Annotated in this window: 22 protein-coding genes; 15 read left to right on the top strand and 7 right to left on the bottom strand. The window is 65.1% G+C overall.

The features are described 5' to 3' along the window. Positions 1-15: 15 nt before the first annotated feature. The 3 genes from G7026_RS07730 to G7026_RS07740 are packed head-to-tail and all read right to left on the bottom strand — an operon-like array spanning position 16 to position 1,393. On the bottom strand, positions 16-432 hold the full coding sequence (locus G7026_RS07730; protein ID WP_181070172.1) for a curli assembly protein CsgF: 417 nt from the start codon (positions 430-432) through the stop codon (positions 16-18). Beyond that, positions 429-824 carry a curli production assembly/transport protein CsgE gene (gene csgE / locus G7026_RS07735; RefSeq protein ID WP_181070173.1) on the bottom strand — a complete coding sequence of 132 codons (396 nt, stop codon included), beginning with the start codon at positions 822-824 and terminating at the stop codon, positions 429-431. The genes G7026_RS07730 and csgE overlap by 4 nt, the downstream gene beginning before the upstream one ends. Beyond that, positions 812-1,393: a helix-turn-helix transcriptional regulator gene (locus G7026_RS07740; RefSeq protein WP_181070349.1), complete on the bottom strand. Its 582-nt coding sequence runs from the start codon at positions 1,391-1,393 to the stop codon at positions 812-814. Before G7026_RS07740 ends, csgE begins: the two co-directional genes overlap by 13 nt. A 321-nt stretch (positions 1,394-1,714) precedes the next feature. Here G7026_RS07740 and G7026_RS07745 point away from each other — a divergent pair, with 321 nt between their 5' ends. The 5 genes from G7026_RS07745 (at position 1,715) to G7026_RS07765 (ending at position 7,590) form a co-directional block, all read left to right on the top strand. Then, the gene (locus tag G7026_RS07745) at positions 1,715-3,409 is read left to right on the top strand and encodes an OPT/YSL family transporter (RefSeq protein WP_181070174.1); all 1,695 of its coding nucleotides are present in this window, start codon (positions 1,715-1,717) and stop codon (positions 3,407-3,409) included. Between the two features lie 100 nt (positions 3,410-3,509). Next, positions 3,510-4,583 (top strand): AI-2E family transporter, encoded by a 1,074-nt coding sequence (locus G7026_RS07750; RefSeq protein ID WP_181070175.1) that lies wholly within the window; start codon positions 3,510-3,512, stop codon positions 4,581-4,583. A 136-nt stretch (positions 4,584-4,719) separates the two neighbouring features. Continuing rightward, the gene (locus G7026_RS07755; protein WP_181070176.1) at positions 4,720-5,061 is read left to right on the top strand and encodes a hypothetical protein; all 342 of its coding nucleotides are present in this window, start codon (positions 4,720-4,722) and stop codon (positions 5,059-5,061) included. A 229-nt stretch (positions 5,062-5,290) separates the two neighbouring features. Continuing rightward, entirely contained in the window at positions 5,291-7,210 is a 1,920-nt protein-coding gene (locus G7026_RS07760; protein ID WP_181070177.1) for an autotransporter domain-containing SGNH/GDSL hydrolase family protein, read from the top strand. A 65-nt stretch (positions 7,211-7,275) separates the two neighbouring features. Beyond that, complete coding sequence (locus tag G7026_RS07765) at positions 7,276-7,590, top strand: hypothetical protein (protein ID WP_181070178.1); 315 nt, start codon at positions 7,276-7,278, stop codon at positions 7,588-7,590. A 64-nt stretch (positions 7,591-7,654) separates the two neighbouring features. On the opposite strand, the gene serA is transcribed toward G7026_RS07765, so the two are convergent. Then, the gene (gene serA / locus G7026_RS07770) at positions 7,655-8,884 is read right to left on the bottom strand and encodes a phosphoglycerate dehydrogenase (protein ID WP_181070179.1); all 1,230 of its coding nucleotides are present in this window, start codon (positions 8,882-8,884) and stop codon (positions 7,655-7,657) included. Positions 8,885-9,083: 199 nt separating this feature from the next. On the opposite strand from serA, the gene G7026_RS07775 reads away from it, so the two are divergent. The 3 genes from G7026_RS07775 (at position 9,084) to G7026_RS07785 (ending at position 12,291) form a co-directional block, all read left to right on the top strand. Continuing rightward, positions 9,084-10,475, top strand: a complete 1,392-nt coding sequence (locus G7026_RS07775; protein ID WP_181070180.1) for an FAD-binding oxidoreductase — start codon at positions 9,084-9,086, stop codon at positions 10,473-10,475. A 72-nt stretch (positions 10,476-10,547) separates the two neighbouring features. Further along, positions 10,548-11,213, top strand: coding sequence for a fumarylacetoacetate hydrolase family protein (locus G7026_RS07780; RefSeq protein ID WP_181070181.1), 666 nt, complete (start codon positions 10,548-10,550; stop codon positions 11,211-11,213). A 157-nt stretch (positions 11,214-11,370) separates the two neighbouring features. After that, complete coding sequence (locus G7026_RS07785; protein ID WP_181070182.1) at positions 11,371-12,291, top strand: SdiA-regulated domain-containing protein; 921 nt, start codon at positions 11,371-11,373, stop codon at positions 12,289-12,291. A gap of 36 nt (positions 12,292-12,327) precedes the next feature. Here G7026_RS07785 and rpiA read toward each other — a convergent pair whose 3' ends face one another. Further along, positions 12,328-12,999 (bottom strand): ribose-5-phosphate isomerase RpiA, encoded by a 672-nt coding sequence (rpiA, locus tag G7026_RS07790; RefSeq protein ID WP_181070183.1) that lies wholly within the window; start codon positions 12,997-12,999, stop codon positions 12,328-12,330. A gap of 156 nt (positions 13,000-13,155) precedes the next feature. Between rpiA and ilvA the strand changes: the two genes are divergently transcribed. From ilvA to G7026_RS07805, 3 genes are all read left to right on the top strand, one after another. Further along, positions 13,156-14,670 (top strand): threonine ammonia-lyase, biosynthetic, encoded by a 1,515-nt coding sequence (ilvA, locus tag G7026_RS07795; RefSeq protein WP_181070184.1) that lies wholly within the window; start codon positions 13,156-13,158, stop codon positions 14,668-14,670. An 82-nt stretch (positions 14,671-14,752) separates the two neighbouring features. After that, a complete protein-coding gene (locus G7026_RS07800) occupies positions 14,753-15,955 on the top strand; it encodes an MFS transporter (RefSeq protein WP_181070185.1) in 1,203 nt (400 codons plus the stop codon). A gap of 67 nt (positions 15,956-16,022) precedes the next feature. Beyond that, positions 16,023-16,793: an endonuclease gene (locus G7026_RS07805; RefSeq protein WP_181070186.1), complete on the top strand. Its 771-nt coding sequence runs from the start codon at positions 16,023-16,025 to the stop codon at positions 16,791-16,793. 4 nt (positions 16,794-16,797) lie between these two features. On the opposite strand, the gene G7026_RS07810 is transcribed toward G7026_RS07805, so the two are convergent. Beyond that, positions 16,798-17,454 (bottom strand): histidinol-phosphatase, encoded by a 657-nt coding sequence (locus G7026_RS07810; protein WP_181070187.1) that lies wholly within the window; start codon positions 17,452-17,454, stop codon positions 16,798-16,800. A 217-nt stretch (positions 17,455-17,671) separates the two neighbouring features. Here G7026_RS07810 and G7026_RS07815 point away from each other — a divergent pair, with 217 nt between their 5' ends. Together G7026_RS07815 and ptsP are read left to right on the top strand one after the other, a co-directional pair. Next, on the top strand, positions 17,672-18,151 hold the full coding sequence (locus G7026_RS07815; RefSeq protein WP_181070350.1) for an RNA pyrophosphohydrolase: 480 nt from the start codon (positions 17,672-17,674) through the stop codon (positions 18,149-18,151). Between the two features lie 19 nt (positions 18,152-18,170). Further along, positions 18,171-20,450: a phosphoenolpyruvate--protein phosphotransferase gene (gene ptsP, locus G7026_RS07820; RefSeq protein WP_181070188.1), complete on the top strand. Its 2,280-nt coding sequence runs from the start codon at positions 18,171-18,173 to the stop codon at positions 20,448-20,450. On the opposite strand, the gene G7026_RS07825 is transcribed toward ptsP, so the two are convergent. Continuing rightward, positions 20,422-21,225: an NRDE family protein gene (locus tag G7026_RS07825; protein ID WP_181070189.1), complete on the bottom strand. Its 804-nt coding sequence runs from the start codon at positions 21,223-21,225 to the stop codon at positions 20,422-20,424. The two genes, ptsP and G7026_RS07825, sit on opposite strands and share 29 nt — an antisense overlap. A gap of 143 nt (positions 21,226-21,368) precedes the next feature. Here G7026_RS07825 and G7026_RS07830 point away from each other — a divergent pair, with 143 nt between their 5' ends. Then, complete coding sequence (locus G7026_RS07830) at positions 21,369-22,151, top strand: sulfite exporter TauE/SafE family protein (RefSeq protein ID WP_181070190.1); 783 nt, start codon at positions 21,369-21,371, stop codon at positions 22,149-22,151. Positions 22,152-22,161: 10 nt separating this feature from the next. Continuing rightward, positions 22,162-22,968 (top strand): prolipoprotein diacylglyceryl transferase, encoded by an 807-nt coding sequence (gene lgt / locus G7026_RS07835; protein WP_181070191.1) that lies wholly within the window; start codon positions 22,162-22,164, stop codon positions 22,966-22,968. The last annotated feature ends 80 nt before the right edge of the window (positions 22,969-23,048 follow it).

Genomic DNA, 23,048 nt, shown 5'->3' on the forward strand with positions numbered 1-23,048 from the left:
CGCCTTCTGCGCGGGTTAGGGGGCGATACCGTTGATGATGATTTCCGACATTTCACCGGTCAGCCGGTCGGTGATTTGCACCGTGAGCATGCCGTCCAGGTCGACGATGTTGACGATGAAGTCGTTGGTGGTGAGGCTGCCGCCGCCCTTGCCGTCGCTGACGTCGGTGAGCAGCTGCGAGAGCAGGCGCGACTCCAGCTGACTGGTGAAGCGGCTCAGCGCCGAGGTGGTGGTCGCCGAGCGCGACATGGCATCGGGGTCCTTGTGGTCATCCTGGGACTGCGCGTTGCCCAGCAGGTAGGCGCCGTTCAGAGGGTTGCCGCCGAACGAGGGGTTCACCGGCGTATAGACCAGCTCGGTGGCGCTGGCCTCGAAGGCCAGGGCGCCGAGCGCCATCAGGCAGGCCGGCAGGAGGGTGCGATGGGTGCTCATAGTTCATCCCTTTCCATGTCGAAGGTGTCTTGCAGCAGGCTTTGCAGTTTTGCGCGGTTGATTTCCTCGAGCACCAGGTCGGCGGCCTGGGTGGCGATCTCCTCGATCTGCGCCACATTGGGCTGAAGGAAGCGTCGATAGAGGATGTTCCGATTGTGTTCGACCCATACCAGGCTGCCCCAGCGGGCCGAGGGGCGCTCGCGTACCACCAGGTCGAAATCCATCGAGCTGGTGTCCTGCAGGCGGGCGCTCAGGTAACGGTGAAAGTCGTGGCCGAAGCGGGTGATGGTGTTGTCCACCACCAGCCCGTACACCTCGGCTTCTTCCTGCGCGCCGACGGGGCCGGCGGCCAGCGCCAGCAGCACCAGGCCGACGTGGATCAGGCGCGGCACGGCTCGCTCCAGTCCAGGCGATCGCGCAGCAGGAAGGCCGCTTCGGCGCGATTGCTGGCGCCGAGCTTGCGCAGCAGATTGTGGATGTGACTCTTGATGGTGTGGGGGCTCAGGCACAGCTGAGCGGCGATTTCGGCGTTGGACAGGCCCTTGCCGGCGAGGCTGAGAATCTCACGCTCGCGCAGGGTCAGCTCGGTCTTGCTTTCGGCCTGCTGACGGGCGCGGCGCAGCTCTGCGAGCATGTGCTCCATGAGCGCGCGTGGCAGCCAGTCGCCGCCGTTGATCAGCGCCATGATGCCGGTCAGCAGCTGCTCGCGCGTGGCGTGGCTGTAAAACACCCCGCGAACGGTGGGGCGCCGGTCCACCAGCCACTCGGCCTGTGCCGGGGTGATGTTGACCAGCGCGAAGGGCGTGCCGTCATCGTGCTGCTCGATAAAGTCGGCCAGCGCCTGGGGTTCGCAATGACCGGCATCGAGCAGCCAGAGGTCCGTGCGTTGGCGTTTGCCGTCGAGCGCGGCGACCTGCAGCTGTACTTGGGCGTGCTCGCCGAGGAAATGGCGAAAGAACAGGCCCAACAGCTCGTTGCTGGTCACCAGGGTCACGGTCGAGGATGGAATCGAAGCGGTTTTTACGGGAGCATCCATGGCTTGGCGCCTTTACCAGACATGCTGGCTGAATTATTAGAGTTCATAAGCGACAAACTGATTACGTCTAAGTTCAGACATCTTAGGCCGACTGGGAACTGGCTCGCGGTCGAGTTCAAACGAGCCGACGAAAGGTAATTTACTCAATCTGTTCAATGGCTAAACGCCACTGTTTTTTGATTCGTCGGTTATTTGGCGCGCCTCTTGGGGCTAAAGGTTCACCGGACCAAATTGACTGGAATGCATATGAGCGAGTCCCGTGAACTGACCGTTCGCGCCCTGGCGACCGGGCTGCTGCTCGGTGCGCTGCTGACCCCGTCGAATATCTATTCGGGACTCAAGATCGGCTGGTCGTTCAACATGTCGATCATTGCGCTGCTGGTGGGCTTCGCGTTCTGGCAGCTGCTCGCCGGTGCTCTGGGCCAGCCGAAGTGGACGCTGCACGAGAGCAACATCAACCAGACCACGGCCTCTTCGGCGGCCTCGATCATTTCCGGCGGGCTGGTGGCGCCGATCCCGGCCTATACGCTGCTCACCGGGCAGCAGTTCGATACGCTGCCGCTGATCGCCTGGGTGTTCTCGGTGAGCTTTCTCGGCATATGGGTCGCCTGGTACCTGCGCCGTTCGCTGGTGGTCGAGTCGGGGCTGCGCTTTCCCGAAGGCATGGCCACGTTGGAGACGATGCAGCAGATCTACAGCCACGGCCGCGAGGCGTTGCGGCGGCTGGCGGTGCTCGGTAGCGCGGCGCTGCTGGCCGGCCTGCTCAAGGCGATCGATGTGTTCGTGCTGACTCTGCCGCGCTGGGCGCCGAACGCGGCGCTCGAGCGCCTGACCTTCACGCTGGAGCCCTCGCTGTTGCTGGTCGGTTTCGGCGGCATCATCGGCCTGCGGGTCGGTCTTTCGCTGTTGCTCGGTGCCGCGCTCGCGTGGGGTGTGATCGCTCCAGCGCTGCTGAGCCTTGGCGCGGTCGGCCTGCCTGTCGATGCCGAGGGACCGCAGTTCTCGGTCCTGATCGAATGGCTGCTGTGGCCCGGGGTGAGCCTGATGGTCTGCGCCACGCTTACCTCGCTCGGGCTGCGCCTGCTGCGCGATCGGCGTGAGGGCTCGCGCGGTGACGGCCGGCAACGTCCGGCCTGGATGCCGGCGTTGGGTCTGCTGGGCGCTGCGTTGCTGGTCGTCGTACTGCAGACCCAGTTGTTCGGGATCCATCCGCTGATGGCGGCGCTGTCGATTCCGCTGGCCGTGCTGCTGGCGATGGTCGCCGCGCGGGTGGTCGGGGCGACCGGCATTCCTCCGATCGGCGCCATCGGCCAACTGTCGCAACTGAGCTTCGGGGTGATCGCTCCCGGGCAGGTGGCTATCAACCTGATGAGCGCCAATACGGCGGGCGGCGCGGCGGGCCAGTGCACCGACCTGCTCAACGACTTCAGGGTTGGCCATGTGATCGGCGCGTCGCCGTCGCGCCAGGTGGTTGCCCAGTGCCTGGGCATCCTCGTGGGCAGTCTGGTGGGCGTGCTGGTGTACAAGGCACTGATCCCCGATCCGCAAACGATGCTGGTGACCAACGAATGGCCCGCGCCTGCCGTGGCGACCTGGCGTGCCGTGGCCGAGGCGCTGACCGGCGGGCTCGGCGCGCTGGCGATGGATATCCGTTGGGCGATGCTCGCCGGTGGCGTGTGCGGCATCGCCCTCGGTGCGCTCGAGGCACTACTGCCGGCGCGTCAGCTGCGCTGGCTGCCCAGCTCGGCGGCGCTCGGGCTGGCCTTCATCATCCCGGCGTCGATCTCGCTGATGATGACCTTCGGCGCCGTGCTGGCCTGGCTGGTGGCGACGCGCAGCCGCAGCCTAGCCGAGCGCTTCGTGATTGCCGCGGCGGCGGGTCTGGTGGCCGGTGAAAGCATCACCGGGGTCGGTGCCTCGCTCTGGCAGCTGCTGCGTTGAGGCCTGGATGGGCCTGAATTTCCCACGCCACGCCCGGTCGTAACTGGACAACTCACGTAATCGGCGGCCTACGTCGGCTCGCCAGGTAGAGGAGAACGGCATGGCGGCGCCCGAGGGGCAGCGACACGAAGGCAAGGCGGTAGCGACCCGATCCCTCATCCAGGCATGTGTCCTGGCGCTGGTGGTGATTCTCTGCATCGTCGGCTGGTTGGCCTTCGATTTTCTGCTGATGCTGTTTGCCGCCGTGCTGTTCGGAGTGATGTTCCACGGCACCAGCCGTTGGCTCAGCGACAAGACCGGCATGCCGCGCAAGGCGGCCCTGGCGGCCTTCTTCGTGGCGCTGCTGGGGCTGGCCGCGCTCGCCGGCGTACTGGTCGCGCCGAACATCTCCGAACAGTTCGATGCCTTGTCCGATTCGCTGCCCCAGGCGATCGACCAGTTGCAGGCGCGTGCCGAGGATTCACCCAGCTACCGCTGGCTGATGGAGCGCCGCCAACAGATCGAGGGAGCGGTGTCGGGCAGAGGGGGCGGTGTTTTCGGCACGGTCGCGCAGGTCATGTCGTCCACGTTGGGCGCGCTGGCCGGCTTCGGTATCGCGCTGGTGCTGGGGATCTGCCTGAGCCTGACCCCCAGCGTCTATTTCAACGGCTTGCTGATGCTCGTGCCGCCCGGTTACCGGCCCCGCGCGGCGGATGTCCTCAGGGAAACCGGTTCGACCTTAGAGTCCTGGCTGATCGCCAAGCTGTTCGAGATGCTGCTGATCGGCGTGCTGACGACCCTCGGCCTGTGGCTGCTCGGTATCGAGCTGGCCCTGGTGCTCGGGCTGATCGCCGGCCTGCTGTCGTTCATTCCCAACGTCGGGCCGGTACTGGCGGTCGTTCCGGCACTGCTGCTGGCATCGCTCGAGGGTATGGATACCGTCCTCTGGGTGGTGGGCCTCTACCTGCTGGTGCAGGCCATCGAAAGCTACGGCCTGACCCCTTGGTTGCAAAAGCGCATCGTGTCGGTACCGCCGGCGATCACCATCGGCATGCAGCTCCTGTTCGGGCTGCTGGCCGGCACGCTCGGGCTGCTGCTGGCGACGCCGTTGGCTGCGGTCGGCATGGTGATGATCCGACGTTTCTATGTCGAGGATCTGTTGGGCGACCCGTCCGGGCGATCGTCCGAAGGCTAACCCGATAAGCGGCAGTCGACGCGGCCGCTCTGGCGCGTGCTTCAGCCCGAGGCGTACATGTTTTGCAAAGCTGACGGTGAAACCCTTTGCGCGGGTGGCTGCCCGAATTAGGGCATCCACTTGACGGAGAACGACCATGAAGATGACCAAGATCGCAGCCCTGACGTTTGCCGGCCTGATGTCCACCGCTGTCTTTGCCGGCGGTAGCGGTACCGGTAGTCACGATTCGATGGAGCACGGCAACACTACCGGTACGGGCGCGGGTGCCGCCGGCACCCAGACTGGCGCAGGCAGCGCGACCGGAACCGGTCCTGCCGGCACCGGCGGCGTTGACGGCACCCAGACCGGCGCGCCGGGCACCGGTACTGGCGTGGGTACTGGCACCGGCACCATGGGCACCGAAACGGGTACTGGCACCGGCATGGGCGGTACCGGCACTGGTACTGGCACTGGAACAGGTACCGGCACCAGCAACTGAGGTGACGGAGTACCCGAGCCCCGGCATCTGGCCGGGGCTTTCTTTATCTGTGCTGTGCAATCGAGTCGGTTTAACGAATAGGCGATTTTTGGCGACGATGGGCCTTGTATTGGCTCATCTGTACGCTAGTTTGAATATTACCCGGCCAGATAAAGGCCCGGGCTCCGGTCGAGGCCAGCAGCGTCGCGCCCTTGATGACGCATCGAATAACAATAATGGAGCGTACAGCATGCGAGGTTTCCTCAAGCCCCTGGCTGCGGCCCTGGTCATGGCAGCCAGCCCGGCACTGACACAGGCCAGCCCCTATTCCCAGTTCGTGATTTTTGGCGACTCGCTTAGCGACAGCGGCCAGTTCCCCGACATCGGAGGGCCGCTGCTGGGCGGTAACCCGCTCGGCGGTCTGCGCTTCACCAACCGCACCGGGCCGACCTACCAGGCCGGCAACGGCGAGTACTACGACCAGGTCAGCACACAGTTGCTGGCTTCACGGCTGGGCCTCTCCGCGTTGCCGTCGACACCGCTGCTGCCAGCGCTGTTGACGGGCAATCCCGATGGCACCAACTACGCGGTCGGCGGCTACCGCACCGATCAGATTCTGGACTCCATCGTCGCTGCGGACGGCTCGGTGGTATCGGTCGGCCCGCTGAGTCGCTCGCGCGACGGCTATCTGGTGGACATGCCACGGGCCGATCCGGACACGCTGTTCTATGTGAACGGCGGCGGCAACGACATCTTCCAGGACCGCAATTCCGACCCGGCAAGCGCCGCGCTGGTGGCTGGGGATCTCGTCGCGGGGGTCGCCGCGCTGCAAGCGGCGGGTGCACGCTACATCATCGTGTCCGACCTGCCGGACGTCGGCGCCACACCTTCTGGCTTCGCCAGCGGCGCGCGGCCGCTGTGGAGTGCGCGCACAGAGTGGTTCAACACGGCGCTGGACGAGCAACTCGCCGCGCTGGGCGGCAACGTGATCCGGCTGAACTTCCGCGCGCTGCTTGGCGAAGTGCAGGGCGATCTCGCCACGTTCGGCTTCGATCCCGGTGTTGCGCAGACCGACTACTGCTTCGTGGCCGACAACTGCATCGAGCACCCGGTCTACGGCGCCAGCGGTGCTGCACCGGACCCCAGTCGGCTGATGTTCAATGACGGCGTGCATCCTACCAGCGCGGTGCAGGACATCTCGGCGGACTACATCTACGCGCTGCTGTCGGCGCCCTGGGAAGTGAGCCTGCTGCCGGAAATGGGTTTCTCCTCATTACGCGGCCATTTGCGCCAGCTGGACAACGAACTGGCGATGCGCCGGGGTGACTGGCAGCCGGTAGGCGGCTGGTCGGCGTCGGTCCAGGGCGGTTATCGTCGGCCCGACTTCGACGCCAGTGGCTCCAATCCCACTGGCGACGGGCGCAGCCTGACGCTGGACATCACCGCCAGCAACCGTATTGCCGAACACTGGCTTGCCGGCGTCAGCCTGGGGCTGGGCGACAATCGCCTGGAGCTCGGCAGTGACGACTCGCGTTACGACATGCGCAGCCTGCTGGCCACCGGCTTTGCCCGCTACGAGCGCGAGCGCCTGTTCGCCCAGTTCAGCCTGTCCGCCGGACGTCTGGAATACGAAGACCTCGAGCGCACCTTCGCCCTGGGCATCGCGCAGCGCAGCGAAAAGGGCGATACCGATGGCTGGATCTGGGGCGCGTCGGCCAAGACCGGCTTCAACCTGTTCCAGCCGGACGAGCGCCTGGCTGCGGGGCCCTTCGTCGGGGTCGACTACCAGCGCGTCGAGGTCGACGGCTATGCCGAGGAGAGCGGTCGCTCGACGGCCATCGCCTTCGACGATCAGGTCCAGCGCTCACTGCGACTGTCGGCCGGGCTGTTTCTCGATTACCGGATCGGTGATTCCACCCGCCTGACCGGTGAAGTGGCGCGCGAGTCCGAGCGCAAGGACGATACCCGCGACCTGCGCATGGGGCTGACCAGCGTGCCGAGCAACCGCTTCACCCTGGCCGGCTACGCGCCGCCGAGCGGGCAGACGCGCTTCGGTCTCGGGCTCGCCCATTCACTGGCCGACAACCTGTCGCTGCGGATCAACTATGACTACCGCGGCAATGATGACTACGAGCAAGGCGTGGGGGTGGCGCTGGCCTGGGATCTGTAATCGCCGAAACCAACCCGGCTGGACGTTGCCGAACGGATAACGCCCGTCTGACACCGGAGTCAGCCATGCAACCGCTGCAACCGCTGCGACTGTTGATTACCTCTATCGCCGTGCTGGCCAGTGCCGCGGCGCTGGCTAACACCGGCGCGACCCAGCCGGGCAAGGCCCGTTCCGGCCCGCTGGATACCACCGAGCCGCGTCAGGAAATCATCGAGCGCAAGCAGGAGGGGCGCTCGACACCGCCGCGAGAGGAACGCGAGCGGATCGGCGAGCCGAGCCCGGAGCGGCAAATCGAGCCGGTGCCCGAGCAGCGTGACGGCAACCCGCCAGGGTCGGACAGCGGTGCGGCGGCACCTGGCGGTAGTGCGCCGGGTACCTGAGCGTACGGTGGCAGAACGAAAAAGGGAGGCCCGAGGGCCTCCCTTTTTGTCTTGCTGGCGTCGCTTAGAACAGCACGCGGCTGCGGATGGTGCCGGTGACCTTCTGCAGCTTTTCCAGCGCCAGATCGGAGTACTCGGCATCGACGTCGATGACCACGTAGCCGACCCGTTCGTTGGTCTGGAGGAACTGGCCGCAGATGTTGATGCCGTTGTCGGCGAACACCTTGTTGATCTCGCTCATGACGCCCGGCACGTTCTGGTGAATGTGCAGCAGGCGGTGCTTGCCCGGATGCGATGGCAGGGCGACTTCGGGGAAGTTGACCGAGGACACCGAGGTGCCGTTGTCGCTGTACTTGACCAGCTTTTCCGCCACTTCCAGACCAATGTTGGCCTGCGCCTCGGCAGTGGAGCCGCCGATGTGTGGGGTGAGGATGACGTTGTCCAGGCCGCGCAGGGGGCTTTCGAACACGTCGTCGTTGGAGCGTGGTTCGACCGGGAATACGTCGATCGCGGCGCCGATCAGGTGTTTGTCCTTGATCGCGGCGGCCAGCGCCTCGAGGTCGACCACGGTGCCGCGGGCGGCGTTGATCAGGATGCCGCCTTTCTTCATTGCGCGGATTTCGTTCTCGCCGATCATCATCTGCGTGGCAGCCGTTTCCGGTACGTGCAGGGTCACGATGTCGGCCGTGCCGAGCAGTTCGTGCAGCGAGCCGATCTGCTGGGCGTTACCCAGCGGCAGCTTGGTGACCACGTCGTAGAAGTAGACCTGCATGCCGAGGCCTTCGGCCAGAACCGAGAGCTGGGTGCCGATCGAGCCGTAGCCGATGATGCCGAGCTTCTTGCCACGGATCTCGAACGAATTGGCCGCGCTCTTGATCCAGCCGCCACGATGGCAGGAGGCGTTCTTCTCAGGGATTCCGCGCAGCAGCAGGATGGCTTCGGCCAGCACCAGTTCGGCGACCGAACGGGTATTGGAATAGGGGGCGTTGAACACCGCGATGCCACGCTCGCGAGCGGCCTCGAGGTTGACCTGGTTGGTGCCGATGCAGAAACAGCCGACGGCGATCAGCTTTTTGGCCGCGTCGAAGACTTCCTCGGTGAGCTGAGTGCGGGAACGGATTCCGATGAAGTGCGCGTCCGCGATCTTTTCCTTCAGGACAGCATCAGGGATCGAGCTGGTGAGGTATTCGATGTTCGAATAGCCGGCGGCCTTGATGGTGTCCACGGCGGACTGGTGCACGCCTTCGAGAAGAAGGAATCTGATCTTGCTCTTGTCGAGGGAGGTCTTGCTCATCTGCATAAAACCTTAGGCCGGAGGGGTAGGGCGAAACGGGCCGCGGGGCTGAGCCGGAGCCGGCGCGATGACGGCTCTGCAGGCCGTTCGAGGCACGTTGCAAAGGGGGCGTATGCTAGCATACGGACCCCGCGAAAGACCCCCACCCCTGAGGTGAAGCGTACTCAGGGTGACCATGAATCGTATGAGAGTTTCCGTCATGACCGACCCTGTCCTGATCGATGAGCTGCAAACCCTGGTCGAGCCCGGCAAAGTGCTCACCGACGCCGATTCGCTGGCTACGTACGGCAAGGATTGGACCAAGCAATACGCGCCAGCCCCCTCGGCCATTGTGTTTCCCAAGAGTGTCGAGCAGGTGCAGGCCATCGTGCGCTGGGCCAACGAGCGCAAGGTCGCCCTGGTGCCTTCGGGCGGGCGCACCGGCCTGTCGGCAGCAGCGGTAGCGCCGAACGGCGAGGTGGTGGTGTCCTTCGACTACATGAACCAGATCGTCGAGTTCAACGCGACCGATCGGACCGTCGTCTGCCAGCCGGGAGTGGTCACCGCGCAGTTGCAGAATTTCGCCGAAGAGAAAGGGTTGTACTACCCGGTCGACTTCGCCTCGGCGGGTTCCAGCCAGATCGGGGGCAACATTGGCACCAACGCCGGCGGGATCAAGGTGATCCGCTACGGCATGACCCGCAACTGGGTGGCAGGTCTGAAAGTCGTCACCGGCAAGGGCGACCTGCTGGAACTGAACAAGGATCTGGTCAAGAACGCCACCGGTTACGACCTGCGCCAGCTGTTCATCGGCGCCGAGGGCACCCTGGGCTTCGTGGTCGAGGCCACCATGCGCCTGGAGCGCCAGCCGACGAATCTCACCGCGATGGTGCTGGGCACGCCTGATTTCGACTCCATCATGCCGGTGCTGCATGCCTTCCAGGACAAGCTCGATCTGACTGCCTTCGAATTCTTCTCCGACAAGTGCCTGGACAAGATCCTCGCCCGCGGCGACGTGCCCGCACCCTTCGAGACCCGCGCGCCGTTCTACGCGCTGCTGGAGTTCGAAGCCACTACCGATGAGCGTGCCGACCAGGCGCTGGCGACCTTCGAGCGTTGCGTCAACGAAGGCTGGGTGGTCGACGGCGTGATGAGCCAGAGCGAGCAGCAGCTGCAGAACCTCTGGAAGCTGCGCGAGTACATCTCCGAGACCATTTCGCATTTCATTCCGTACAAGAACGACATTTCGGTCACCGTCTCGAAAGTCCCGGCCTTCCTCGCCGACATCGACGCGATCGTCAGCCAGAACTACCCCGACTTCGAGGTGCTCTGGTACGGCCACATCGGCGACGGCAACCTGCACCTGAACATCCTCAAGCCGCAGGCGTTGTCGAAGGAGGAGTTTTTCGAGAAATGCGCGACGGTGAACAAGTGGGTGTTCGAGACCGTCGAGCGCTACAACGGCTCGATTTCGGCCGAGCATGGCGTGGGCATGACCAAGCGCGATTACCTGGCATATAGTCGCTCGCAGGCCGAGATCGACTACATGAAAGCGATCAAGGCGGTGTTCGATCCGAACGGGATCATGAACCCCGGCAAGATCTTCGCCTGACCCTGCGCGGTGGCCGCGCCAATCGATGCGCTGGCCGCCGCCGTTTGTCTCTTCACCTCTGGAGTTGCCTTTGTGACCTACAAACACCAATACATCGACGGCACACCCATCCACTTCCCCCTGGGCAAGGTCGTCTGCATCGGCCGCAACTACGCCGATCACGCCAAGGAGCTGAACAACCCGGTGCCGACCGAGCCGCTGCTGTTCATCAAGCCGGGCAGCTGCACCGTGCCGCTCGAAGGCGGCTTCAGCATCCCCGACGACCGCGGCGAGGTCCATTTCGAGGCCGAGATCGCCGTGCTGATCGGCAAGCCTCTGTCGCGCCGCCCCAATGAAGAAGAAGTCCGCGACGCCATTTCCGGTTTCGCCCCCGCGCTGGACCTGACCCTGCGCGACGTGCAGTCGCGGCTGAAAGAGAAGGGCCATCCGTGGGAGCTGGCCAAGAGCTTCGACGGTGCCTGCGTGCTGGCGCCCTTCGTGCCGGGCGATGCGGTGGAGTCGCTGACCGATATCGGCATCCGCCTGACCATCAATGGCGAAGTCCGCCAGGACGGCACCAGCCGCGACATGGTCAACGCGATCCTGCCGTTGCTGCAGCACATTAGCGCCAACTTCAGTCTGCAACCGGGCGACGTGGTCCTTACCGGCACCCCTGCCGGTGTCGGCCCGCTCAAGCAGGGCGACAGCCTGGTGCTGGAGCTGGTTGGCCTGTCGCGTTTCGAGAGCCAGGTGCTCTAAGCGCTGCCATTACCCGCGGCGGCGCGCTCGGTCGTGCCGCCCGCCGGGCCTCGTTCGGCCCGTTCGGTTTCCCGCGCTGTCGCGCAGGTTTCAGCATTAAGTTTCGATTCAGTCTCGTTGTGCTAATAATGCGGCCCCTTTCTTGAGTCCCCCGACAATGCCGCGTCGTAGCAAAGGCCTTTTGATTCTGCTTGTGGCTGCAGCACTCCTGTTAGCCGTCGCAGCCGGTCAGCATTACCGTTTCTTCGAGCAGAGCTGGTTCGAGTTCCGCCAATGGCAGCACGCCTCGCAGTGGAAGGATCGCTCGGTATGGTTGCGTGATTATCAGGCAGCGATTCAGGGCAAAGCCATCGAGGGCATCGATGACGATCTCTCGGCGCTGACCTTCAATCCGGATCGCAACACGCTTGTTGCCGTGACCAACGCCAATTCACGCTGGCTGGAATTGAGCCTCGACGGGGAGCTGCTACGGGAGATCCCCATGGAGGGATTTGGCGATCCCGAGGCGATCGAATACGTGGCGCCCGGGCTCTACGTAATCAGCGACGAGCGCACGCAGCAGCTGTTGCTGGTCCGGATCGGTGACGAGACCCGGGTGATCGATGCGGCGGGTGCCCAGCAGCTTTCGCTGGCCATCGACCGTAACGGCAACAAGGGCTTCGAGGGCCTTGCCTACGATAGCAAGGGGCAGCGGCTGTTCGTCGCCAAGGAGCGGGACCCGGTGAGAATCTATGAGATCGAGGGATTCCCGCAGACCGGTACCGGCCAGGTGCTGGACGTAAAGGTCAGCGAAGACGCCGAGCGCGATGCAAGATTGTTCGTGCGTGACCTCTCGAGCCTGCATTACGACGAAAAGTACGACCACATGCTGGTGTTGTCGGACGAATCCCGCATGGTGGTGGAGCTCGATAAGGAGGGTCATCCTATCAGCCAGCTCTTGCTCCGCGCCGGTGCCCATGGGCTCGATGACACCGTGCCCCAGGCCGAAGGTATGACCATGGGGCCCGACGGCACGCTCTATCTCGTCAGCGAGCCCAACCTTTTCTATACCTTCGTCAGGGGTGGCAAGGCGCCGTAACCGCCAAGCCAGGGACAACCGTCGGCGCTGTCGTGCTCAGCGGGTGAGGGTTTCGACGCCGTTGCGGGTGCCGAGCAGCAGCAGGTCGGCCGGGCGGTTGGCGAACAGACCGTTGGTGACCACGCCGACGATGTTGTTGATCTGCTGTTCGAGTTCCGGCGCGAAGCCGATCATCAGGTTGTGAACGTCCAGGATCACGTTGCCGTTGTCGGTCACCACGCCTTCGCGGTAGACCGGATCGCCGCCCAGTTTCACCAGCTCGCGCGCCACGTGGCTGCGGGCCATGGGGATGACTTCCACCGGCAGCGGGAAGGCGCCCAGGCGTTCGACGCGCTTGGAGCCGTCGGCGATGCAGATGAAGGTGCGCGCCACGGCCGCGACGATCTTCTCGCGGGTCAGCGCCGCGCCACCGCCCTTGATCAGTTCGAGGTTATCGTTCGCCTCGTCGGCGCCGTCGACGTAGAACTCCAAGTCCGCTACCGAATTGAGGTCATACACCGGAATGCCGTGCTTTTTCAGGCGTTCGGCTGTCCCCTCGGAGCTTGCTACGGCACCGTCGAAGAAGCCCTTGTGCTGCGCCAGCAGGTCGATGAAGAAGTTGGCGGTCGAGCCGGTGCCGACGCCGATGATGCTCTTGTCGGTGAGCGAGGGGCGGATGTGGTCGATGGCGGCCTGGGCGACGGCCTGTTTGAGCTGATCCTGATTCATGGCGGTTCCACGGGGATTGAGGCGAGATGGCCGATTATAGCTTTGCGCCGGTGGCAGGTCTGCACGACGGATTGCGCTCGGCCGATTCGCTGTGGTCGCAGGCTCGGCCGCTGGAGTAGACTCGATGATCCCCGAAACGCCGCCAAGAATGCTCTGATGCTCGAACACTACGTCAAGATGATCCTCACCTCGCGCGTCTACGACGTCGCGGTGGAAACGCCCCTGCAACCGGCCCGCCAGCTCTCCGAGCGGCTTGGCAACCAGGTACTGCTCAAGCGCGAAGACCTGCAGCCGGTGTTCTCCTTCAAGATTCGCGGCGCCTACAACAGGCTCGCCCAGCTCGCTCCCGAGGAGCGTGCCCGCGGCGTCGTTACCGCCTCGGCGGGCAACCATGCGCAAGGCCTGGCGCTGGCTGCCAGAGAGCTGGGCATCAAGGCGATCATCGTCATGCCGCGCACCACGCCGGAGCTGAAAGTGCAGGGCGTGCGTGCCCGTGGTGGTGAGGTCGTACTGCACGGCGATGCCTTCCCCGAGGCGTTGGCCTACTCCCTCAAGCTGGTCGAGGAAAAGGGCTACGTCTACATCCATCCTTACGACGACCCCTACGTGATTGCCGGGCAGGGCACCGTGGCGATGGAAATCCTGCGCCAGCATCAGGGGCCGCTGCATGCGGTGTTCGTCCCGGTGGGCGGCGGCGGGTTGATCGCGGGGATCGCCGCCTACGTCAAATACCTGTACCCGCAGACACGGGTGATCGGTGTCGAGCCGGACGATTCCAACTGCCTGCAGCAGGCCCTAGCCGCTGGCGAGCGGGTGGTGCTGCCGCAGGTCGGGCTGTTCGCCGATGGCGTCGCGGTGGCGCAGATCGGTCAGCACACCTTCGACATCTGCAAGGATCACGTCGACGAGGTGATCACCGTCAGCACCGACGAAATCTGCGCGGCGATCAAGGACATCTACGACGACACCCGCTCGATCACCGAGCCGGCAGGTGCGCTGGCCGTGGCCGGCATGAAGAAGTACGTCGAGCGCGACGGGGTGAGCGGCCAGGTGCTGGTGGGCATCGACTCGGGCGCCAACGTCAATTTCGATCGCCTGCGCCATGTGGCCGAACGCGCCGAGCTGGGCGAGCAGCGCGAGGCGATCATCGCGGTGACGATTCCTGAGCAGCCGGGCAGCTTCAAGGCGTTCTGCGAGGCCATCGGCAAGCGCCAGATCACCGAATTCAACTACCGCTATCACACCGACAAGGAAGCGCACATCTTCGTCGGCGTGCAGACGCACCCGGAAAACGATCCGCGCGTGGCGCTGGTGGAAAAGCTGCGCAGCCAGGGCTTCCCGGTGCAGGACCTGACCGACAACGAGCTGGCCAAGCTGCATATTCGCCACATGGTCGGCGGCCATGCGGCGCGGGTCAGCGAGGAGATGGTGCTGCGCTTCGAGTTTCCCGAGCGGCCGGGTGCGCTGTTCAACTTCCTCGACAAGCTCGGCGGGCGCTGGAACATCACCCTGTTTCACTACCGCAACCATGGCGCGGCCGATGGTCGCGTGGTGGCCGCACTGCAGGTGCCGGACGAAGAGCGCCACCTGGTACCGGCCGCGCTGGATGCTATCGGTTACCCGTACTGGGACGAGAGCGACAACCCGGCCTATCGGCTGTTTCTGGGCTGATGCCTAGGCCGTCGCGGGGCGCCGAAAAGCTCAGCGCCGGCTCGATACTGCGGGCGGCTCGCTTGTGGAACAGCGCCGGCTGATGGCCCGGGACGTGCAGCCGGGCGGCTCGTCCTCGATCGTCACCGTGGCGCTGGCCACGGCGCTGTGTCTGACCGGCGATTCGATGCTCTACATCGCCTTGCCGCTCTACTGGCGCGAGGTCGGTCTCGATGCCCTGTGGCAAGTGGGCGTGCTGCTGTCGATCAACCGGCTGATCCGCCTGCCCTTCAACCCGCTGGTCGGGCTGTTCTATCGCCACTTCTCGGTGCGCACCGGGCTTCTGCTGGCCGTGACGATCGGGATCATTTCGACGTTCGGTTATGCCTTCGCCAGCAGCTTTCTCGCCTGGCTGCTGCTGCGCGCGCTATGGGGGATCGGCTGGTCGTTCTTTCGCATCGGCGGTCTGTCGGCGGTGGTGCACTGCGCCGCAGACCACCAGCGCGGCCGGGCGATGGGTATGTACAACGGCCTGTATCGCCTGGGCAGCCTGGCCGGCATGTTGATTGGTGGTCTGCTGGTACCGGTCTACGGGCTGCAGGCGCTGGCGTTGGCATTCGCGGCGGTATCGCTGCTCGGTGTGCCGCTGTTGCTGATGCATTTTCATCTGCCGGCTCGCCCTGCACCGGTTTCGGCCCACGCGCGGTTGGCTCCGGGGCAGGTGTCGGCGCTGGACTGGCGGCGCATCCAGCTGGGCGGGTTCTGCATCGCCCTGCTGGTTCAGGGCGTGCTGGCCGCGACCCTGAGCGCGCTGATCGAGCACTATTACGGTAGCGAGATCGACCTTCTCGGGTTGCTGCTCAGCGCTGCGGCATTGGCCGGGCTGCTGCAGGCCGCGCGCTGGAGCTGGGAAACCTGGCTCGGCTCCCGGCTTGGCGCCTGGAGCGACGGGCCGCGCGGACGCGTTCCGCTGCTGATCGGCGCGCTGGTTTCCATGGCCGTGGTCTTCGGCGCGCTGGGGATTGGCCTGCCGCTGCCGATCTGGCTGCCGTTGTGCCTGCTGGCGATGCTCCTTTGCACAGCGCTCACCACGCTCAACGATGCGCTGGCCGCCGATCTCGCACGGCGCGGCGACGTCTCGCGGATGATGACGCGCTACTCCATCGGCCAGGATCTGGGTGCCGCCCTTGGGCCAGTTCTGGCATTCCTGCTGGTGGGCCATGCGGCGGGCTTCGCCTGGCTGTATGGCGGCGGCGCGCTGCTTTTCGCGGCGCTGGCCGCGCTCTGGTTGGGTGGCAAGCGCTGAGCGGTCGCCGGGGTTGCAGCAAGCGGAGCGGGCGCTATCATGCGCGACTTTTTTGGAAGGCTCCTCCATGCGCCGTGCGACCTTTACCACGCTGATTGGCCTCGGCCTCTCGGTGCTTACCGTCCTGTTCATCGGGGACAAGCCGGAGCCGCCGCGCACCTTCAACGAGGCCAAGCAGATCGCTCGGTCGATCTATGACGAGCAGCCTGTCACCTTCTATTGCGGCTGTCGTTACAGCGCCAGCAAGGTGGACCTGGCCAGTTGCGGCTACACCCCGCGCAAGCAGCCGGTGCGTGCGCAGCAGCTGGAATGGGAACATGTGGTTCCCGCCTGGGTGATCGGCCGCCAGCGCCAGTGCTGGAAGGAGGGTGGTCGCAAGAGCTGCGCGGCGGGCGACCCGGTATTCAGCGCCGCCGAGGCCGATTTGCACAACCTGGTGCCGAGCATCGGCGAAGTGAATGGCGACCGCTCCAACTTCGCCCTGGGCATGCTCAATACCAAACCCAGCCAATACGGCGCCTGCCCGATGGTGGTGTCGTTCAGCGAGAAAGTTGCCATGCCGCCCGAGCAGGCGCGCGGCCCGGCGGCACGCATCTATCTGTACATGGCCGATCAGTACGCCCTGCGGCTGTCGTCGCGCGACCGTCGTACCTACGAAGCCTGGAACCGGATGTATCCGGTGAGCGACTGGGAACGCTGGCGCAACCAGGAAGTGAGCTGCGTGATGGGGCGCGAGAATCCCTATGTCGGCCCCTACGATCCGTCCCGCTGCGCGGGCGCCAATGTCGTCGATCGGCTGCGTGAGTTGCTGCTCGATGCGTTGCGCCAGCTGCTATGAGCCGCTAATCGCGTAGCGTCAGGATCTGCCAGCCGCGTGCCTGGGCGATTTCCCGCAGTACCGGGTCTGGATCGACCGCCACCGGGTGGCTGACCCGCTCGAGCAGCGGCAGGTCGTTGCGCGAATCGCTGTAGAAATAGCTGCCATCCAGGCTGTGGCCGGTTTCCTGCAACCAGCGTTCCAGGCGGGTGACCTTGCCTTCCTGGAAGCACGGCACGTCGGTGGAGCGGCCGGTGTAGCGCCCATCGGCCATTTCGCATTCGGTGGCCAGCAGGGTGTCGACCCCCAGGCGTGCGGCAATCGGTCCGGTGATGAAGCGGTTGGTGGCGGTGATGATCACCACCTGGTCGCCCGCTTCGTGATGCTTTCGCAGCAGCGCTTCGCCTTTGGCCAGGACTATCGGCTCGACGTATTCGTGCATGAACGCCTGGTGCCATTGTTCCAGCTGCGCCATCTCGCTGCGGCCCAGCAGTTCCTGACAGAAATTCTGGTAGGCCAGCACGTCCAACGTGCCCGCCAGATAGTCCTGGTAGAAGGCATCGTTGCGCGCGCGGTAGGCCTGGGCATCGACCAGGCCGCTGTTGCACAGGTATTCGCCCCAGGCGTGGTCGCTGTCCCCAGCCAGGAGGGTGTTGTCGAGATCGAAAAGAGCCAGGCGCACGGAGGATTCCTCGAGGGCAAAGTGGTTAAGCATAACGGCTCGGCCGGGGCGGCTGAAGACTCGTCTGCCGCCCGGGTTGCGCACGTTGCGATCATGCCGCGGAGTGTACGATGGCACGCTCCGTCAGGCGCCCGGCAGACCGGCCATATCTCTGCTTCCGACTTCGCGCATTTTTGTGGAACAATGCCGGAACATGCGTTTTTCCGAGGTTGCAGCGGTGATCGATTCCGATGGTTTTCGCCCCAATGTCGGCATCATTCTGACCAATGATGTCGGTCAGGTGTTGTGGGCGCGGCGGATCAACCAGGACGCCTGGCAGTTCCCCCAGGGTGGTATCAACGACCGCGAGACGCCTGAAGAGGCGTTGTACCGCGAGCTCAACGAGGAAGTCGGGCTCGAGCAGCAGGACGTGAAAATACTTGCCTGTACGCGTGGCTGGTTGCGTTATCGTCTGCCGCAGCGGCTGGTGCGTACCCACAGCCAGCCCCTGTGCATCGGCCAGAAACAGAAGTGGTTCCTGTTGCGGCTGGTCTCCGATGAGCAGCGCGTGCGCATGGATGTCACCGGAAAACCCGAATTCGACGGTTGGCGCTGGGTCAGCTACTGGTACCCGTTGGGCCAGGTGGTCACCTTCAAGCGCGAGGTCTATCGGCGCGCCCTAAAAGAACTCGCTCCGCGCCTGCTGGCTCGGGACTGACGGGAGAATCGCCCTGAGCATGCTCGGCACGCTGCGCAAGATCGTCCAGGAAGTTAACGCCGCCAAGGACCTCAGGGCGGCGTTGGGCATCATCGTGCTGAGGGTCAGGGAGGCCATGGGCAGCCAGGTCTGCTCGGTCTACCTGCTGGATCCGGAAACCAACCGCTTCGTGCTGATGGCGACCGAGGGCCTGAACAAGAAGGCCATCGGCAAGGTCAGCATGGCGCCCAACGAAGGCCTGGTTGGCCTGGTCGGTTCGCGCGAAGAGCCGCTCAACCTCGAGCACGCCTCCGAACATCCCCGCTACCGCTATTTCTCCGAGACGGGCGAAGAGCGCTACGCTTCCTTCCTCGGTGCGCCGATCATCCATCATCGTCGGGTGATGGGCGTACTGGTCATCCAGCAAAAGGAGCGCCGCCAGTTCGACGAGGGCGAAGAAGCCTTCCTGGTGACCATGAGCGCGCAGCTCGCCGGGGTCATCGCGCATGCCGAGGCGACCGGCTCGATCCGCGGCCTGGGTCGGCAGGGCAAGGGCATCCAGGAAGCACGCTTCGTCGGTGTGCCGGGTGCGCCGGGCGCGGCCGTGGGGACGGCAGTGGTGGTGCTGCCTCCGGCAGACCTGGAAGTGGTGCCGGACAAGACGGTCAGCGACATCGAAGCCGAGCTCGGGCTGTTCAACACCGCGCTCGAAGCCGTGCGCGCCGACATGCGTACCCTCTCCGACAAGCTCGCCACGCAAATGCGCAAGGAAGAGCGTGCGCTGTTCGACGTCTACCTGATGATGCTCGACGAGTCCGCCCTGGGCGGCGAAGTGAGCAAGGTGATCCGCACCGGTCAGTGGGCCCAGGGCGCGCTGCGCCAGGTGGTGACCGACCACGTCAAGCGCTTCGAACTGATGGACGACGCCTACCTGCGCGAGCGCGCCGCCGACGTCAAGGACATCGGCCGCCGCCTGCTCGCCTACCTGCAGCAGGAGCGCCAGCAGACCCTCACCTATCCGGACAAGACCATCCTGGTCAGCGAAGAACTGTCGCCGACCATGCTCGGCGAGGTGCCCGAGGGCAAGCTCGTCGGCCTGGTCTCGGTGCTCGGCTCGAGCAACTCCCACGTTGCCATTCTGGCCCGGGCGATGGGCGTGCCCACCGTCATGGGCGTGGTCGACCTGCCGTATTCGAAGGTCGACGGCATCAACCTGATCGTCGACGGCTACCGGGGCGAGATCATCACCAACCCCGGTGCGGTCCTGCGCGACCAGTACGCCGCGGTGGTGGAGCAGGAGCGGCAGATCTCCGAAGGGCTCGACGTGCTGCGGACCCTGCCGTGCGAGACGCCGGACGGCCACCGCATGCCGCTGTGGGTCAACACCGGACTGATGGCCGACGTGGTGCGGGCCCAGGAGCGTGGCGCCGAGGGCGTCGGGCTGTACCGCACCGAAGTGCCCTTCATGATCAAGGAGCGCTTTCCCAGCGAAAAGGAGCAGCTGGCGATCTATCGCGAGCAGCTCGCCGCCTTCCACCCGCTGCCGGTGACCATGCGCAGCCTGGATATCGGCGGCGACAAGTGCCTGTCGTATTTCCCGATCAACGAGCAGAACCCCTTCCTCGGCTGGCGGGGCATCCGGGTGACGCTCGACCATCCGGAAATCTTCCTGGTGCAGACCCGCGCGATGCTCAAGGCCAGCGAAGGGCTGAACAACCTGCGCATCCTGCTGCCGATGATTTCCGGCACCCACGAGCTGGAAGAGGCGCTGCATCTGATTCACCGCGCCTGGGGCGAGGTGCGCGACGAGGGCACCGACGTGCCGTTGCCGCCGATCGGCGTGATGATCGAAGTGCCGGCGGCGGTCTACCAGATCCGCGAGCTGGCGCAGCAGGTGGATTTCATTTCGGTGGGCTCCAACGACCTGACCCAGTACCTGCTGGCGGTCGACCGCAATAACCCGCGGGTCGCCGACCTCTACGACTTCCTGCATCCCGCGGTGCTGCAGGCGCTGAAGCTTGTGGTCGACGGCGCCCATGCCGAAGGCAAGCCGGTGAGCATCTGTGGCGAGATGGCGGGCGATCCGGCGGCGGCCGTGCTGCTGATGGCCATGGGTTTCGACAGCCTGTCGATGAACGCTACCAACCTGCCGAAGGTGAAGTGGCTGCTGCGCCAGGTCGACATGCCCACGGCGCACGCGCTGCTGGCCAAGGTGATGTGTATCGACAACCCACAGGTGATCTACAGCACCCTGCAGCTGTCGCTGCGCAGCCTGGGCCTGAGCCGGCTGGTCAAGCCGTCTGTGGTGATCCAGAGCTAGCCAAGGCCACCGCCTGCTCCCGGCCCCGTGCACTATCGAAGCTGACCTCGCTCGTCACCATGCCACCACTGGCAAAACTGCGTTCGATGATCTCGAAACGATCCGCGCCATGGCGAATCAGCGCGGTGCTGGTGCGGGTGCCATAGTCGGGGCTGTCGATGAACACGCTCGACAGCAGCCGCTCCATCTCCAGGCTGACGCCGGTCTGCGGCAGTTGCGCGTCCGGTACCTGGCGCGAGTCTGCCAGCAGCTCCAGCAGGTGTTCGAGACGTGGTTCGGCCAGGCATGCCTGCAGCGCCTCGCGCGCGTTCAGCAGCTTGGGCCACGGAGTGTCCAGCGCTGCGTTGGAGAGGCCGTACACGCCGGGCAGCACAGCCCGCGGAATGCCCTCCTGGGCGTTGAGGTAGCACAGCTGTCCGGCATCGCCGACCAACAGGTTGAAGCCGGCGTATTGTTCCCGCTGGTTGGCGACCTCTTGCAGATACGCCAAGGGCTCCTGATCGCCGCGCAGGAAGCGCTCGGGCAGGTCACCACGCGACAGCGGGCCGCTTTGCTGTCCGGGTGCGCGGATATTGGTCAGTGCGGCGAAGCGGCCGCCCGGCGCGACGCCCATCCAGGTACCGCCGGCCCGCAGGTCGCGCCCGGCGATGATCTGCGGGGCATCGTCCCAGGCGGCCAGCGGTCGCGTCGGACGGTCGCGGAATTCGTCGCGGTTGCCCGCGACCACCAGCGGCAGCGGGTGGTCAGGACGCCAGGCGAAAACGATCAGACACATGGGCACAACCGTCGGGGGGAAAGCCCGAGGCTAGACGAAAATCCACGGCGGGCGCCAGCCCGGCGGCCAGCGAAGCGATCGGCAGCAGCCCTGAGAGCCGGTTTCCGCTAACATGCCGCTTTGCTTTTTTTTGGGAATGCTCCATGGAGTTCGTGCTTTACCTGGTGCTGGGTGGCTTCGCTGGCGTACTGGCCGGGCTGTTCGGCGTCGGTGGCGGACTCATCATCGTCCCGGTGCTGGTATTCAGCTTCAGTGCCCACGGCTTCTCACCTGAAATCCTCACGCACCTCGCGGTCGGCACTTCGCTGGCCACGATCATCTTCACCTCGATCAACTCGATCCTCGCGCACCACCGCAAGGGCGCGGTGCGTTGGCCACTGGTGCTCTGGATGAGCCTGGGCATCGTTCTCGGCGCCGCGCTCGGCAGCCTCACCGCGGCGGCCATCCAGGGCCCGATGCTGCAGAAGATCATCGGGGTGTTCGCCATTGCGATGGCCATTCAGATGGGAATCGGCTTCAAACCGCGCGGTACACGGGATGTGCCCGGCCGCCCCGGCCTGAGCGCCGCCGGGGTGGTGATCGGCTGGGCGTCGGCGATCTTCGGCATCGGTGGCGGCTCGCTGACGGTCCCGTTTCTGACCTGGCGTAGCGTATCGATGCAGCAGGCCGTGGCGACCTCCGCAGCGACCGGATTGCCGATCGCCATCGCCGGTGCCTTGAGCTTCATGGTGGTGGGCTGGCAGGACCCGCGGCTGCCGACCTGGAGCCTGGGCTTCGTCTACCTGCCGGCCGTGGTCGGCATCGCCTGTACCAGCATGATTTTTGCCCGTGTTGGTGCCAATCTGGCCCATCGTCTGTCGCCGCGGGTGCTCCAGCGTCTGTTCGCCCTGCTGCTGCTTGGCGTGGGTATTAATTTCTTGATCTGAGGAGAGCGGGATGCTGCCTTATCCCAATATCGACCCGGTGGCCGTATCTCTCGGCCCGTTGCAGATTCACTGGTATGGCCTGATGTACCTGATCGGTATTGGCGGCGCCTGGTGGCTGGCCTCGCGCCGGCTGGCGGCGTTCGATCCCACCTGGAGCAAGGAGAAACTCTCCGATCTGGTGTTCTGGGTGGCGCTGGGGGTGATTGCCGGTGGGCGCCTCGGCTATGTGCTGTTCTACGACCTGGCCGCCTACCTCAACGACCCGACGCTGATTCTGCAGATCTGGAAGGGCGGCATGTCGTTCCACGGTGGCCTGATCGGGGTGCTGCTGTGTACCTGGATCTTCGCCAGGCGCAACGGCAAGCGCTTCTTCGAGCTGATGGACTTCATCGCGCCGCTGGTGCCGATCGGCCTGGGTGCCGGCCGGATCGGCAACTTCATCAATGCCGAGCTCTGGGGCAAGGCCACCGACCTGCCCTGGGCGATGGTGTTTCCGCGCTTCAGCGATCCGGCGCAGCTGCCACGGCATCCCTCGCAGCTCTATCAGTTCGCCCTCGAAGGCGTGGCCCTGTTCGTGATCCTCTGGATCTATTCGCGCAAGCCGCGCCCGACCATGGCGGTCTCCGGCCTGTTCGCGATCTGCTACGGCATCTTCCGCTTCATCGCCGAGTTCGTTCGCGTTCCGGATGCGCAGCTTGGCTACCTTGCCTTCGGCTGGCTGACCATGGGTCAGGTGCTCTGCGTGCCGATGATTCTGCTCGGCGCCGGCATGATGGCGTGGGGTTACCGCCACAACGCACCCAAGGCCATCGCCTGAGTCGAACCGCCCGGCCCGTGCGCGCGACAACCGGGGCCGGGCGTCTTACTATTCGCCCAGCCCTTTTTTCCGAGTGCCCT

The sequence above is a fragment of the Stutzerimonas azotifigens genome, assembly GCF_013522725.1.
In the GTDB taxonomy this organism is placed as follows: Bacteria; Pseudomonadota; Gammaproteobacteria; order Pseudomonadales; family Pseudomonadaceae; genus Stutzerimonas; species Stutzerimonas azotifigens_A.